The sequence below is a fragment of the Acinetobacter sp. BMW17 genome, assembly GCF_001592855.1.
Classification (GTDB): domain Bacteria; phylum Pseudomonadota; class Gammaproteobacteria; order Pseudomonadales; family Moraxellaceae; genus Acinetobacter; species Acinetobacter johnsonii.
This window is the reverse complement of sequence record NZ_LSOD01000027.1, coordinates 1-15,006: the sequence shown is the minus strand read 5'-3', so window position 1 is coordinate 15,006 and position 15,006 is coordinate 1. Positions and strand designations below refer to the sequence as shown.

Annotated in this window: 11 protein-coding genes and 1 pseudogene; 10 read left to right on the top strand and 2 right to left on the bottom strand. The window is 41.8% G+C overall.

Translation table 11 applies throughout. The features are described 5' to 3' along the window. Window positions 1–50: 50 nt before the first annotated feature. The 7 genes and pseudogenes from AXW61_RS07935 to AXW61_RS07905 all read left to right on the top strand — a co-directional run bounded on the left by AXW61_RS07935 (window position 51) and on the right by AXW61_RS07905 (window position 8,707). Window positions 51–662, top strand: coding sequence for a phosphatase PAP2 family protein (locus tag AXW61_RS07935; RefSeq protein ID WP_062033946.1), 612 nt, complete (start codon window positions 51–53; stop codon window positions 660–662). A gap of 25 nt (window positions 663–687) precedes the next feature. After that, a complete protein-coding gene (locus tag AXW61_RS07930) occupies window positions 688–1,932 on the top strand; it encodes an efflux RND transporter periplasmic adaptor subunit (RefSeq protein WP_062033945.1) in 1,245 nt (414 codons plus the stop codon). A gap of 12 nt (window positions 1,933–1,944) precedes the next feature. Then, the gene (adeJ, locus tag AXW61_RS07925; RefSeq protein WP_062033944.1) at window positions 1,945–5,124 is read left to right on the top strand and encodes a multidrug efflux RND transporter permease subunit AdeJ; all 3,180 of its coding nucleotides are present in this window, start codon (window positions 1,945–1,947) and stop codon (window positions 5,122–5,124) included. After that, window positions 5,124–6,581, top strand: a complete 1,458-nt coding sequence (adeK, locus tag AXW61_RS07920) for a multidrug efflux RND transporter AdeIJK outer membrane channel subunit AdeK (protein ID WP_004695429.1) — start codon at window positions 5,124–5,126, stop codon at window positions 6,579–6,581. Before adeJ ends, adeK begins: the two co-directional genes overlap by 1 nt. A gap of 103 nt (window positions 6,582–6,684) precedes the next feature. Further along, window positions 6,685–7,041 (top strand): YbjQ family protein, encoded by a 357-nt coding sequence (locus AXW61_RS07915; RefSeq protein WP_010327337.1) that lies wholly within the window; start codon window positions 6,685–6,687, stop codon window positions 7,039–7,041. A 3-nt stretch (window positions 7,042–7,044) separates the two neighbouring features. After that, a complete protein-coding gene (locus AXW61_RS07910) occupies window positions 7,045–7,482 on the top strand; it encodes a heavy metal-binding domain-containing protein (protein WP_062033943.1) in 438 nt (145 codons plus the stop codon). Between the two features lie 180 nt (window positions 7,483–7,662). Further along, window positions 7,663–8,707: pseudogene (locus tag AXW61_RS07905) on the top strand (agmatine deiminase family protein). 94 nt (window positions 8,708–8,801) lie between these two features. Here AXW61_RS07905 and AXW61_RS07900 read toward each other — a convergent pair. Beyond that, window positions 8,802–9,608 (bottom strand): SDR family NAD(P)-dependent oxidoreductase, encoded by an 807-nt coding sequence (locus AXW61_RS07900; protein WP_062033942.1) that lies wholly within the window; start codon window positions 9,606–9,608, stop codon window positions 8,802–8,804. Window positions 9,609–9,620: 12 nt separating this feature from the next. Beyond that, window positions 9,621–10,295 carry a hypothetical protein gene (locus AXW61_RS07895; RefSeq protein ID WP_062033941.1) on the bottom strand — a complete coding sequence of 225 codons (675 nt, stop codon included), beginning with the start codon at window positions 10,293–10,295 and terminating at the stop codon, window positions 9,621–9,623. A gap of 183 nt (window positions 10,296–10,478) precedes the next feature. On the opposite strand from AXW61_RS07895, the gene AXW61_RS07890 reads away from it, so the two are divergent. From AXW61_RS07890 to AXW61_RS07880, 3 genes are all read left to right on the top strand, one after another. After that, window positions 10,479–13,373: a valine--tRNA ligase gene (locus tag AXW61_RS07890; protein WP_062033940.1), complete on the top strand. Its 2,895-nt coding sequence runs from the start codon at window positions 10,479–10,481 to the stop codon at window positions 13,371–13,373. A gap of 66 nt (window positions 13,374–13,439) precedes the next feature. Beyond that, the gene (locus tag AXW61_RS07885) at window positions 13,440–14,687 is read left to right on the top strand and encodes an ATP-binding protein (protein WP_062033939.1); all 1,248 of its coding nucleotides are present in this window, start codon (window positions 13,440–13,442) and stop codon (window positions 14,685–14,687) included. Further along, a complete protein-coding gene (locus AXW61_RS07880; RefSeq protein ID WP_062033938.1) occupies window positions 14,687–14,992 on the top strand; it encodes an HNH endonuclease domain-containing protein in 306 nt (101 codons plus the stop codon). Before AXW61_RS07885 ends, AXW61_RS07880 begins: the two co-directional genes overlap by 1 nt. Window positions 14,993–15,006 lie beyond the last annotated feature (14 nt).

Genomic DNA, 15,006 nt, shown 5'->3' with positions numbered 1-15,006 from the left:
ACCCAGTAAATAACCGCGCTTAAATCGGTTGAAATGACACGAGTTCCAGCATGCCTTACTTGTTGCTTTTTATCGGTATTATTTTATTTATAATCAGTGCATTAGCTCTAAGCATTCAACCACTCACCGCTTTAGATCTGGCGATGGTCGAATATTTCAGCACATTAAGAACTGAGCCTATAGATAAACTTGCAATACTTTTATCGGCACTCGGTGGCATGCCGTTTGTATTATTTCTAACCACTCTATGGTGTTTCCATCGTGCATGGTATAAAAAGTATAGAGATGTTGTTTTTATTGGTTTAGGCGTTGTTGGAAGTATTGCTTCTGCTTGGCTACTTAAATTTCTAATTTCAAGACCACGCCCACCAGAAATGTTTCACCTAGTGACGAGCTATGGTGCTTCCTTTCCGAGTGCGCACAGTATGTATGCTGCCACTTTGGCGTGTCTTGCCATTTTCTTAAGTCGACCATTTCCTGCACATCGTTATGTTGTATGCATTGCTCTTTTATGGATGCTGATGATGGGAATTTCAAGAGTCTATCTTGGAGTACACTTCCCATCCGACGTTCTCGCAGGTTGGAGCATTAGTATTATCTGGATTTCACTGCTTTACATCTTGTGTGGCAGATATACCCAATTAAATACACATTATTTTTAGATAAGAATCTAATCGAGGTGGAACAATGATGTCGGCAAAGCTTTGGGCCCCAGCCCTTACCGCTTGCGCATTAGCAACGAGTATTGCACTTGTTGGTTGTAGCAAAGATCCAAAGGATGCGCAGCAAGCTGGCGCTTCTCAACAAATGCCACCTACTGAAGTCGGTGTCATTGTTGCACAACCGCAAAATGTAGAACAATCTGTAGAGTTATCTGGCAGAACCACGGCATTTGAAATCTCTGAAGTTCGCCCACAAACGAGTGGGATCATTCTAAAACGTTTGTTTGCGGAAGGCAGTTATGTACGTGAAGGCCAGGCACTTTATGAACTTGATTCTCGTACCAATCGCGCAACATTTGATAATGCCAAAGCAGCATTATTACAACAAGAAGCGAATTTAAGCACACTCAGAACCAAACTGAATCGTTATCAGCAACTGGTTTCAAGCAACGCTGTTGCAAAACAAGACTATGACGACTTAGTGGGTCAAGTAAATGTAGCTGAGGCACAAGTGGCAGCAGCACGTGCTCAAGTTAAAAATGCTGAAGTGGACTTAGGTTATTCAACCATCCGCTCACCAATTTCAGGTCAAACCAACCGCTCTACAGTTACTGCAGGTGCTTTGGTGACTGCAAACCAAACAGAGCCATTGGTGACAATTCAACGTTTAGACCCGATCTATGTTGATATCAACCAATCGAGTTCTGAACTTCTTCGTTTACGTCAACAATTGAGTAAAGGTAGCTTAGACAGCAGTAACAACACGCGTGTGAAGCTGAAACTTGCAGATGGCAGTGACTATCCAGTCGAAGGTCGTTTAGCGTTCTCTGATGCTAGTGTCAATCCAGATACAGGGACTGTGACGATTCGTGCGGTGTTCCCGAACCCGAATCACTTGTTGCTTCCTGGTATGTTTGCCAATGCACAAATCGTTCAAGGCGTAATCCCAAATGCGATGTTAGTGCCGCAAATTGCGGTGACTCGCACACCAACAGGTCAAGCGATGGCAATGATTGTGAATGACAAAGGCGTAGTAGAGCCTCGTCAAATCACCACAGTTGGTATTCAAGGCCAAGACTGGATTGTGACTGAAGGCCTTAAAACAGGTGAAAAAGTTATTGTTGACGGAATAGCGAAAGTTAAAGCTGAACAGAAAGTTGTTGCGAAACCGTATCAACCTCAAGCAGCAGCACCTCAAGCTCCAACAACGGATGCTAAAAAGACAGAAACTGGTGCGAAAACTGAACAAAAAGCTACTTCAAATGCATAAGGGGTAGACTGAATGGCTCAATTTTTTATTCATCGCCCCATTTTTGCGTGGGTGATTGCACTGGTGATTATGTTGGCGGGTATTATCACGCTGACAAAAATGCCGGTTGCCCAATATCCGACGATTTCACCGCCCTCGGTGACAATCTCTGCAACTTATCCGGGTGCTTCTGCACAGACTGTTGAAAACACAGTCACTCAGATCATTGAACAACAAATGAATGGTCTGGATGGTCTACGTTATATCTCTTCAAACAGTGCGGGTAACGGTCAAGCGTCTATTAACTTAAACTTTGAACAAGGCATCGATCCTGATATTGCTCAAGTTCAAGTACAGAATAAACTACAATCGGCAACGGCGCTTTTACCTGAAGATGTACAACGTCAAGGTCTAAAAGTCACCAAGTCTGGTGCGAGCTTTATGCAAGTTCTTGCATTTTACTCTCCAGATGGAAGCTTATCTGCTGCCGACATTAAAGACTATGTAAACTCAAACATTTCTGAACCGCTGAGCCGTGTTGCAGGTGTGGGTGAAGTCCAAGTTTTTGGTGGTTCATACGCGATGCGTATTTGGCTTGATCCAGCGAAAATGACCAGTTTACAAATTACTCCAAGTGATGTTGCAACTGCCATTAATGCGCAAAACTCACAAGTGGCGGTAGGTCAGTTAGGCGGTGCACCATCTGTGCAAGGTCAAGTGCTGAACGCAACAGTGAATGCTCAAAGCATGTTGCAAACCCCTGAACAATTTAGAAATATTTTTCTAAAAAATACAGCTTCAGGTGCTCAGGTTCGCTTGGGTGATGTTGCGCGTGTTGAACTCGGGTCAGATAACTATCAGTTCGACTCTAAATTTAATGGTAAGGCTGCTGGCGGTGTTGCGATTAAACTGGCAACTGGTGCAAATGCACTAGATACAGCAGCGGCTGTAGAAAAGCGCCTCAGTGAACTTCGTAAAAACTACCCAAATGGTTTAAAAGATCAACTGGCTTATGACACCACACCGTTTATTAAGCTGTCGATTGAAAGTGTTGTACACACGTTGATTGAAGCTGTCGTGTTGGTGTTCATTGTCATGTTCTTATTCTTACAGAACTGGCGTGCCACGATTATCCCAACATTGGCTGTTCCAGTGGTTGTATTGGGCACATTTGCTGTCATTAACATCTTCGGTTTCTCAATCAACACGCTCACCATGTTTGCGATGGTCTTAGCGATTGGTCTTCTGGTCGATGATGCGATTGTTGTGGTGGAAAACGTCGAACGGGTAATGCAAGAAGAACACCTCGACCCTGTAGCTGCGACCGAAAAATCAATGCAACAGATTTCTGGTGCCTTGGTCGGTATTACCAGTGTATTAACTGCGGTATTTGTACCGATGGCATTCTTTGCAGGTACAACCGGTGTTATTTACCGTCAGTTCTCGATTACGCTAGTTACCGCAATGATTTTGTCACTGATCGTGGCATTAACCTTCACCCCTGCCCTGTGTGCAACCTTGTTAAAACAACACGATCCGAATAAAGCAGAAAGTAATAATATTTTTGCGCGTTTCTTCCGTTGGTTTAACAGCAGCTTTGAAAAGCTATCCGTAAAATACCAAGGTGGTGTCAACCGTATGACCCATCATAAAGTATTTTCTGGTGTGGTTTATCTACTGGTGCTTGCAGGCTTAGTTGGCCTATATAAAGCTTTACCATCCTCATTCTTGCCTGACGAAGACCAAGGCGTCGTCATGACTTTAGTTCAGCTTCCACCAAGTGCAAGCCTTGAACGTACCGATAAAGTCATCACCACAATGACAGACTATTTCATGAATAAAGAAAAAGAACATGTAGAGTCTATCTTTACTGTTTCTGGTTTCTCATTCACAGGTGTTGGTCAAAACGCAGGTCTTGCCTTTATCAAGCTGAAGGACTGGAGTGAGCGTACGACACCTGAGTCGCAAATTGGTGCCATCATCCAACGTGGTATGGCATTGAATATGATTGTGAAAGACGCATCTTACATCATGCCATTACAGTTACCTGCAATGCCTGAATTAGGTGTATCTGCTGGTTTTGACATCCAATTAAAAGATGCGAGTGGTCAAGGTCATGAAAAACTGATTGCTGCACGTAATGCGATTTTAGGTATGGCAGCACAGGATAAACGCCTTACAGGTGTGCGTCCAAATGGTCAAGAAGATACACCTCAGTATCAAATTAGTATTGACCAAGCACAAGCAGGCGCAATGGGTGTCAGTATTGCGGATATCAATACAACCATGAGCATGGCTTGGGGTGGTTCATATATTAATGACTTCGTAGACCGTGGTCGTGTGAAAAAAGTCTATGTGCAAGGCGAAGCAAATGCACGTATGATGCCTGAAGACTTGAACAAGTGGTATGTACGTAATAGTAGCGGCACAATGGTTCCTTTCTCAGCATTTGCAACAGGCGAATGGACTTATGGTTCACCACGTCTAGAGCGTTATAACGGTGTATCTTCTGTAAACATTCAAGGGACTCCAGCACCGGGCGTAAGTTCAGGTGATGCAATGCTCGCGATGGAAGAAATTATTGGTAAGTTACCATCTATGGGCTTACAAGGTTTCGACTATGAATGGACAGGCTTATCTTTAGAAGAACGTGATTCGGGCAATCAAACAGCTCCGCTGCTTGTTCTTTCAATGCTTATCGTCTTCTTATGTCTTGCCGCATTGTATGAAAGTTGGTCTATCCCTGTTTCAGTATTACTAGTTGTACCACTCGGTATTCTTGGTGCATTTGCATTGACATGGTTAGGTATGATCATTAAGGGCGATCCAAACTTATCGTTTAACATCTACTTCCAAGTTGCAATTGTTGCCGTAATTGGTCTTTCTGCGAAAAATGCGATCTTGATCGTAGAGTTTGCAAAAGAGTTGCAAGAACAAGGTGAAGACTTGTTTGATGCAACCCTTCATGCTGCAAAAATGCGTTTACGCCCAATTATCATGACCACCCTTGCTTTCGGTTTTGGTGTCCTTCCGCTTGCCCTTTCAACAGGTGCTGGTGCAGGTAGCCAACACTCAGTAGGCTTTGGTGTCCTTGGTGGTGTAATTACTTCTACACTGTTGGGTATTTTCTTCATTCCAGTATTCTTTGTTTGGATTCGTAGTATTTTCAAATACAAACCTAAGAAACAAAATAATCAGGAGCAAACATCGTGATGCAAAAAGTATGGTCTATTTCAGGTCGTAGCATTGCGGTATCTGCACTTGCGCTTGCTTTGACTGCATGTCAAAGCATGCGTGGTCCAGAACCCGTCGCTCAAGCGGATATCCCAACAGGATATATTGGTTCAACGACAGGTCCTTCTGTTGCAGAACAAGGCTATAAAGACTTTTTTGCTGATCAGCGTTTAGTCCAAGTCATCGAGTTAGCATTAGCCAATAACCGTGACCTCCGTACGGCGACTTTAAATATTCAACGTGCTCAGCAAGCGTATCAAATTAGCGAAAACAACCAACTACCAACCATTGGTGCAAGTGGTAGTGTTCTTCGCCAAGATACACTCAGCAGCAACAAACCCATGACAACCTATAATGTTGGCCTTGGCGTAACTGCTTATGAGTTAGACTTTTGGGGTCGTGTTCGTAGCTTAAAAGACAATGCTTTAGACAGCTATTTGGCAACTCAAAGTGCACGTGATGCAACACAAATTTCGTTGATTGGTCAGGTTGCGCAAGCATGGCTGAGCTATTCGTTTGCCAATGCCAACTTAAAACTGGCAGACCAAACCTTAAAAGCACAGCTTGAGTCGTACAATCTAAACAAAAAACGTTTTGATGTAGGTATCGACAGCGAAGTCCCTGTACGTCAAGCGCAAATTTCGGTTGAAACCGCGCGTAATGACGTTGCGAACTACAAGACTCAACTTGCACAAGCTCAGAACTTGCTCAACCTGTTGGTGGGTCAGCCTGTTCCTGCAAACTTATTGTCTCCTCAACCTGTGAAACGCATTACTCAAAGTACGGCGTTGACAGCAGGCTTACCAAGCGACTTGTTGAATAACCGTCCTGATGTCCGTGCTGCGGAATATCAATTGTCTGCTGCGGGTGCCAACATTGGTGCGGCAAAAGCACAGTTGTACCCAACCATCAGCTTAACGGGTACAGCCGGTTATGCATCGACAGATTTAAGCGATTTGTTTAAATCAGGTGCCTTTGTATGGTCACTTGGCCCAAGCTTGGATATTCCAATCTTTGACTGGGGCACACGTCGTGCCAATGTGAAGATTTCAGAAACTGACCAAAAAATTGCGTTGTCAGATTATGAAAAAACCATTCAAACCGCTTTCCGTGAAGTGAATGATGCCTTGGCAGTACGTGAAAATATTGGTGACCGTCTAGCAGCGCAACGTCGTCTGGTAGATGCAACCAACACCACTTATAAACTTTCAACTGCTCGCTTCCGTGCAGGTATCGATAACTACCTGACTGTACTTGATGCACAGCGTACATCGTACTCAGCGGAACAAGGGTTGTTATTGCTTGAACAAGCAAACTTAAACAACCAAGTTGAAGTGTATAAAACCCTCGGTGGCGGTGTAAAAGCCAACACGACGGATCAAGTGGTGAAACAGCCTTCATCTTCAGATGTGAAATACAACAAAACAGCAAACTAAGGTTTGCAACATCAAAAGCTCACTTCGGTGGGCTTTTTTATTGCTTTTTGCTGGGCTTTTTCCTATCTTCAAAGATAATCAAATCATTTGAATATTGAACATTATGCTTTTAAGTAACCTTGAGTCTGTTCCTGGACATACCATTTCTCAACAACTGGATGTGGTCTATGGCAGTACGGTTCGAAGTAAACATGTCGGGCGCGACTTTTTGGCAGGGTTAAAAAATATTGTCGGTGGTGAACTCACTGCCTATACCGAGCTTTTAGAAGAATCACGCCAAGAAGCCATGAATCGTATGATTGCAAAAGCACAAGGCTTAGGGGCCAATGCCATTGTAGGTATTCGTTTTTCAACCTCAAATATTGCCCAAGGTGCATCTGAGTTATTTGTTTATGGCACTGCAGTCCGTGTCACACCGTTAGACAACCATCTCCCCGATCCATTTCCAACACAGGCCTAAGCAATGGAAAGTTTAGTTTTCCAACTGCTGATCTTTGCGGTGCTCTTTAGCGTCGGTTTTGGCTTTGGTCGCTACAATGAACGTAAACATTTGGCGGAGCTTGAACAGAATGAGAAGCGTCTTGCCTACATTACCGTGGGTAATTTACGCAAAGTAAGCTTCGAACAGTCTGGGCACATGATCAGTAGCAATGTTGTGATTTCTCATGATTATTTCAAATATGTATTGGCGACCGTACAAAACTTTTTTGGTGGGAGACTCACCAGCTATGAAAGTGTCGTCGATCGCGCCCGTCGTGAAGCCATCGTCCGACTCAAACTTGAAGCGGAAAAACACGGCGCAATGCATATTGCTTGTATGCGACTGGCGACCACAGAAATGGGCATGCAAGGCGGTATAGTCGAAGTCTTTGCTTATGGGACTGCCATTCAAAATCCTTAAACAGCGACTATTGACCAATCATCCATTCACTAAACTCAAACAGCATGAGCGTTCAAAATAGCTCATGCTCGCTCACCTTCTATCGTACATTCGGATGGTAGATTGCTCACTAGAGCATAATTCTCTACACTGAACACAATAAAAATGGACATTACCTACACTGTAAATAGGTCACAGATAATGAAATCTTTAGCACTGAAAATAAGTATGGCTGTACTCAGCATGATTCCACTTGTAGCCAAAGCTGAATTAATTATACTGGCATCGCCTCAAAGTAATGATGCGTACTATGCAAAAATGATTGATGATATTTTTGATTTTCACGTCGATTATGCAAAAAAAATTATTAAAAATGGAGATAATGTCGTTGTTCTGACGGACAAGGGCCTCTACCCCGACTATGTAAAAGCTTTGGGCAACAAGCATGTGGCAATCGCACCGATGCATGACATTTGGATGCGCGACTTCACCAGCGCCAACCCAGCTCAACCCAGCTCAACCCATCATGTTCCGCTACACGGCGGCAGGACAAGGTGGCGCTAAAAAAGGTCAGGCCATTTCAGATGAAGTGCAAGACGAGTTTAAATACTACAGCCAAAAGGCTGGCTTACAGTTTACGCAAAGCAAACTATTGAATGATGGCGGAAACTGGGTGGAAGATGGTTATGGCAATGTCGTCCTCAGCACCAAATTCCTAGCGGATAACAAGCTCACCGAAAGTGAAGCCCGTAAGAAATTAATGGCTTTAACAGGTGCAAAGCAGATTGCATTCATTGAAGCCGATGAACAAGGTGGCTTGGAACATGCCGATGGTGTGGTCAGCTTTGTCGATCAAAACACCTTGGTGATTAACTCTTACCCTGAAGATCCCGACTATGCCAAGCAACTCAAAGCCGATTTAAAGCGCGGCATTCCCAATGTTAAAATTCGTGAAATCATCACCCCTTATGATGGCAGCGAAATCTACGATGAAAAATTTGGTTCTGCATGTGGCCTATACACCAATATGCTGGTGACGCATGAACGGATTTACTTCCCGCAATTTGGGATTAAAGAGGATACTGTCGCTTTACAACAAATTCGTAGCGTAACCAAACGTACTCTTGTCCCAATACAGTCTTCTAATGTCTGTCATATGGGCGGCGGTGTGCGCTGTTTGTCTTGGCAAGTGCGTGGGAAAAATGCGGAATTGTTTTTAAACTATTTAAATAAAATCAGTAAGTAGTACAACTCTATCTCCCCTATCAAAGTATAGGGAATATGGGAACAACATCCCCAAAAAGGCAGGTGGAAGTGACGTTCCTCCTGCCTTTTTAAATTTACTTCACTTTCATCTTACGAATCATTTTATACAACGTTGTAGGCGATAAACGAGACACCAGAACCCCCATTTTCTCCTTACGTCCACCGATTACGATGTATTCTTCACCTTTAAGCAAAGCACTCACCACCGTTTGCGCAAAAATATCGGGTTCTAAACCATTTTCAATCGCTTCGTCTTGATGACCCTGCGGTTTACCTTCGCCATTTAAAGCATTAAACGAGACATTGGTTTTAACAAAGCCTGGGAAAATCACCGATACGTCCACACCCTCATTGGCCACTTCGGCACGCAGGCTATTTGCCCACATATGAATGGCAGCCTTGGCTGCTGAATAGCTGGCACGGTACTGCGTCCCCAACAACCCCGCAACACTCGAAACAAAAGCAATACGGCCAGATTTTTGCGCTAAAAATGTCGGCAGAACGGTTTTGGTTAAAAACACTTGTGAGAAATAATCCACTTCCATAATCGCACGTTCAGTCTGCATGCTGGTGTCAGTAATCAAGGCACGTTGGCTTAAACCCGCATTATTAATCAACCAATCAATTCGACCTTTTTTCTGTAGCACTTGCTCATAGGCATGACGAACTTGAGCTTCATCGGTAATGTCGGCACAAATGGAAATATGTTGATCTGGATTGAGCAGCCCGACACGAACTTTTTCGAGTTCGTCAAAACGTCTTGCCGTGAGGACCACCTCAGCACCCTGTAAAGCACATTCTTTAGCCAGTGCTTCTCCTAACCCTGAAGATGCCCCCGTAATCCACACCACCTTAGCGTCTAAACTGTTTAACTGTGCCATGTCCTTATTGCCTCATACCGAAGTTTTATTTGCAGATTGATCATTTAAAAAAGTCAGGAAATGATCGAAATATTGTCTCATCATCTGCGCATCATAGATACGCCCTAACTTATCAAAACGTTTATAGCCCAACTGGGTCGTCAAGTTAATCACCCCATTTAGTGTTTTATCGACCACCAGATTAAATTTAAGCATTTTTTTAGGTTCACGGACCAGACTGGTCACCCCTTGATCGACAATTTGCGTAAATACCTTCAAAGCTGGAGCAACATAACTGTTATTGCCCTTTTCCATCTGTTCCGCACAACCCAAAAGTTCGGTAACTAAGGTTTTTTCTACTGGGTAACTTAAAAAATGTATGCTCTCGGTGTCATACATCCTTTGCTCTAGATAATTCACCATTGGAATTAGACGGTCATTTGAAAAAAAAGACACGGACCACGGCATGTACTTACGCATAGTTTCCACAATGTGCTGAATAATTTTCTCAGACTCCCCATCGCCTGAGGTAGACAAGCGCGCAAGATCGCCAAAGACTTGATCAATCACTTCACATGAAATATCCGCTAAAACCTCACCCAAAGGTTTGGCAAGACTTTGGCTTTCGCCGGCATTAAGCTGTTGATGAATGTGGGCAAAGCGTTGGTGAGTTTCAGGTTTTAATTTTAATGATATTTGATAAGTCATCGTGATCCCCCCTTTTTTTGATTTTTACTGCGAACAAAGCGCACTCTAGGTTTAGACACATCATAAAGCGCTCTGCATCATGTCGCAATTGCTAGATCAACGCATTTGCTTTACATGCCCCCATTTGCGATTTCTTTGCTACAATAGATGCAATTTTTTATCTACTTTTGAACTGTTTGAACTATGACTGATTCAGCGCAAAATATCGCTACAACTTACGATCCGACCGAGATCGAGAAAAAATGGTACCAAACTTGGGAAGAGCGTGGCTATTTCAAGCCCTCTGAAAAAGGTGAGTCATTTTGTATCATGATTCCGCCGCCAAACGTCACCGGTAGCTTGCACATGGGTCATGGTTTTAACAATGCCATTATGGATGCCTTAACACGCTACAACCGTATGTCAGGTAAAAATACCTTATGGCAACCGGGTACAGACCATGCGGGTATTGCCACGCAAATGGTGGTTGAACGTCAATTGGGTGCTCAAGGTGTCAGCCGCCATGACCTTGGCCGTGAAAAATTCATCGAAAAAATCTGGGAATGGAAAGAGCAATCAGGCGACACCATCACCCGTCAAATCCGTCGTTTAGGTTCATCAGTCGATTGGTCGCGTGAACGCTTCACCATGGATGAAGGTCTATCGAATGCCGTAAAAGAAGTGTTCGTTAAACTGCACGAAGACGGTTTGATTTACCGTGGAAAACGCCTAGTAAACTGGGACCCGAAACTACAAACCGCGCTTTCTGACTTAGAAGTTGAGTCGGATAAAGAAGAAGCAGGTTCCCTGTGGCACTTCAAATATTTCTTTGAAGATAAAAATCTACGTACCCATGATGGCAAAGACCACATCGTTGTCGCAACCACACGTCCTGAAACATTGTTGGGTGATACTGCTGTTGCTGTGGCACTAGATGATGAACGCTATACGCACCTTGTAGGTCAGAACATTATTCTACCAATTACAGGTCGTGCTGTTCCAATCGTTAAAGATGAATATGTGGATAAAGAATTCGGTACAGGCTGTGTGAAAATCACGCCTGCGCACGACTTTAACGACTATGAAGTCGGTAAGCGTTGTGAATTGCCAATCATCAATATCTTCAATAAAAATGCAGAAGTATTGGCTGAATTTGAATACATCGCGAAAGCGGGTGAGCAAATTTCTAAAACCATCCCTGCACCTGCAGATTACATCGGTTTAGAGCGTTTTGAAGCACGTAAGAAACTGGTTGAGCAAGCGGAAGCTGAAGGCTGGTTAGATCAAATTCAACCCTACACCTTGAAACCACCTCGCGGTGACCGTTCAGGCGTAATTGTTGAACCATTATTGACAGATCAATGGTATGTAAAAATTGCACCATTGGCACAACCTGCCATTGAAGCGGTTCAAGATGGACGTATCAAGTTTGTTCCTGAGCAGTACAGCAACATGTACATGGCGTGGATGAACAACATTCAAGACTGGTGTATCTCTCGTCAACTTTGGTGGGGTCACCGTATCCCAGCTTGGTACGATGCTGAAGGCAACATCTATGTCGGTCGTGACGAAGCGGAAGTCCGTGCCAAAAATAACATCCCTGCTGATGTTGCGCTTAGCCAAGATGAAGACGTACTGGATACATGGTTCTCTTCTGCGCTTTGGACCTTCTCAACTTTGGGTTGGACTGGCGATGCCAAGAAAGATGCGGAAAACTATTTCCTCAATACCTTCCACCCAACTGATGTATTGGTGACTGGTTTTGACATCATCTTCTTCTGGGTTGCTCGTATGATTATGTTTACGATGCACTTCATGAAGAATGAAGATGGTACGCCACAAGTACCGTTTAAAACGGTATACGTTCACGGTTTAGTCCGTGATGGCGAAGGTCAAAAAATGTCGAAGTCGAAAGGCAACGTGCTTGACCCACTCGATTTGATTGACGGTGTAGACCTTGAGACTTTGGTACAAAAACGTACTACAGGTCTGATGAACCCAAAACAAGCGGCGAAGATTGAAAAATCAACCCGTAAAGAGTTCCCAGAAGGCATTCAAGCCTATGGTACGGACGCGGTGCGTTTCACCTTCTGTGCGCTTGCGAATACGGGGCGTGACATCAAGTTCGATATGAAACGTGTTGAAGGCTACCGTAACTTTGCCAACAAAATCTGGAACGCAACCCGTTTCGTGATGATGAATTGTGAAGAACAAGTGATTGGTACTGAAGTTCGTCAAGACCTTTGGGAATTGCCTGAACAGTGGATCGTGAGTCGTCTGCAAAAAGCAGAAGCTGCGGTACAACAAGCCTTTGCAACTTATCGTTTAGACTTGGCTGCACAAGCGATTTACGAGTTCATTTGGAATGAATACTGTGACTGGTATGTAGAGCTGACCAAACCTGTTCTGAACGATGAAAATGTATCGGTTGAGCGTAAAGCTGAAGTTCGTCGTGTACTTCTTGCGGTGATGGAAGCGTCTTTACGTCTTGCACACCCAATCATGCCGTATTTGACTGAAGAAATTTGGCAGACACTTGCACCGAAACTTGGTATTTCTGGCGAAACCATCATGCTGGCGCAGTACCCTGTTGCCAACCCTGAGCGTGTAAACGAACAAGCTGAAGCAGATATGCAATGGCTTCAAGGTTTGATTGGTGCAGTACGTAACATCCGTGGTGAAATGGGCTTAGGTAATGCGCGTTTATTACCAGTATTGCTACAAAACACGACAGAAGCTGAGAAAGCACAGATCACACGTATCGAAGCCTTGTTTAAAGCATTGGCAAAAGTAGAAAGCATTACGTTCTTGGCTGACGGTGAGCAACCGCCATTGTCTTCTTCTTCTGTGGTTGGACATGCGTCTGTCTTTGTTCCAATGAAAGGTTTAATTGACCCGAAAGCAGAATTGGGGCGTTTACAGAAAGACTTAGACAAAGTGCAAAAGCAACATGACGTCATTGCAGGCAAACTTTCGAATGAAGGTTTTGTAGCCAAAGCACCTGCGGCTGTGGTTGAAGGAGAAAAAGTGAAATTGGCTGAGTTTGCTGACCAGTTAGCGAAGATTAAAGCGAATATGGAACAGATTGCAGCGCTTTAATGCTTTAAAGACTACAATTTAATCTGTAATATAAAGGGCTGATTATTCAGCCCTTTATTGTTTAATATGAAAAAAATTATAGAAACCGATTTAGATCATCATAAAATTTCACTTTATCCAATAGAAAATCTAAATTCCAATAAAAATTCATTTACAATTATAATTGGCTCAAACAATTCAGGGAAAAGTAGACTACTCAATAAAATAATTATGTTAGCTAGTAAAGAAGATTATAATTTTTCTAAAATCATTGGCTTTTCTTCAGCACATTTTAACAAACTTCCCACACCTTGGAAAATTCACAAAAATTATATTAAATTTTCTACAAATCCAGCAGATTTTGTATTCGGTCAAGATAAATATCATAAAGACTTAGACAAATATAAAAAAATAATAGAAAATTACATTGAAAAAAATGAAATAGATTTTTCGATAAAGAGCAACATTAGCTCCTTACATATATTTCAACTATTTGAAATTTTTATAACCTCTAATAAAAATCAAGAAATGAAAGCTAATGATTGGAATATTATTTCTAAATTCTTAAATCTTCCCGATTCTATTGAATTCAAAATAACAAAATCTTCTCATTTTAAAAAATTAAAAAAATACTTAGAAGAAAATAAAAATGGATCAGAACTAAAGATAGATAAATTATGTAAAGAAGATAATTTCATCATTTCTATAGAAAATATATTCTCATTAAAAAAAGAAACTATAGAATTATTACAACTCAAATTATTATCCATTACTAAAATCTCATACCCTCATGAAAATAAAAAACTACCTTTAACATCATTAAGTTCAGGGCAACTATCTATTCTAACTTTAGGACTAGCATTAATATCATCGATTGAAAATGGTAGCTTAGTATGTATCGATGAACCTGAATTGAATCTTCACCCAGAATGGCAAACAGAAATAATTAAATTAATTGAGATACTAAGTAACAGGTATACTGACTGCCAATTTTTTATTGCGACTCACTCTCCTCAAATAATATCAAATATTAACAGTGAAAATTCTTTTGTACTAAAATTAAACTCCAAAGAATTAAAAAGTTCTAAAGAAATTATTAACCGATCTGCTGATTTTCAATTAACAGAAGTATTTAGTGCCCCAGGGAATAATAATGAATATTTATTAAGAAAAATACTTATTATCCTTAATAAATTAAATACTAATGTAGCTTTAAATGAAGATGAAATTCACACAAAGGAATTAATTAAAAAACTGTATTATGAAGAAAAATTCCAAGAGAAAGATAAAGTAAAATCCTTAGTTGAAGTTTTATTAGATCTTGAGGCAGAATAATGAAGATATTTGTTATTCCTTCAAAATTTGATGAATATATTAATACTTATGATAAAGAAGATCACACATTTTGGAATAAGGAATGTAAAGAAATTCTAGAGCTTAAAAGCTTAATTCGCGCTCATTATTTAACAGAAACCAATAATGTATGTTTCTATTGTAAGCATCAGATCCCATCTCAGCATGGTAGATATTGGGATATAGATCATATTTTACCAAAATCACTAGATCTCTTTCATAAATCAAAAAACGACCTATCTATTGCTGATTATTTGTACCGAAGAATCTTAAACATTCAGGCATAATCTTTGAATGAAAT